1 protein-coding gene is annotated in these 251 nt (G+C 68.1%); it reads right to left on the reverse strand.

The annotated features are described in order from the left end of the window. Positions 1-217 (reverse strand): ABC transporter substrate-binding protein (locus tag M0638_RS28440; protein ID WP_456316061.1); only part of this gene is annotated, 217 nt, incomplete at its 3' end. Between the last annotated feature and the right edge of the window lie 34 nt (positions 218-251).

Raw genomic sequence — 251 nt, forward strand, 5'->3', positions numbered from 1 at the left:
GGTGGATGAAGCCGACGCCGTCGTAGACGGCGCGCTGGTTCACCGGGTCGGGGCCGAGGAAGCCGTCGAAGTTGCCCGAGCGCAGGTTGGCCACCATCTCGGGCGGCGCCACCACGCGCAACTGCACGTCGCGGTCCGGGTCGAGCCCGTGCTCGGCCAGGTAGTAGCGCAGCAGGTAGTTGTGCATGGAGAAGTCGAAGGGGATGCCGAAGGTCATGCCCTTCCAGTCCTTCGGGTCGCGCCGGTCCTTG

The sequence above is a fragment of the Roseomonas acroporae genome, from assembly GCF_023223525.1.
Lineage (GTDB): Bacteria > Pseudomonadota > Alphaproteobacteria > Acetobacterales > Acetobacteraceae > Roseomonas_E > Roseomonas_E acroporae.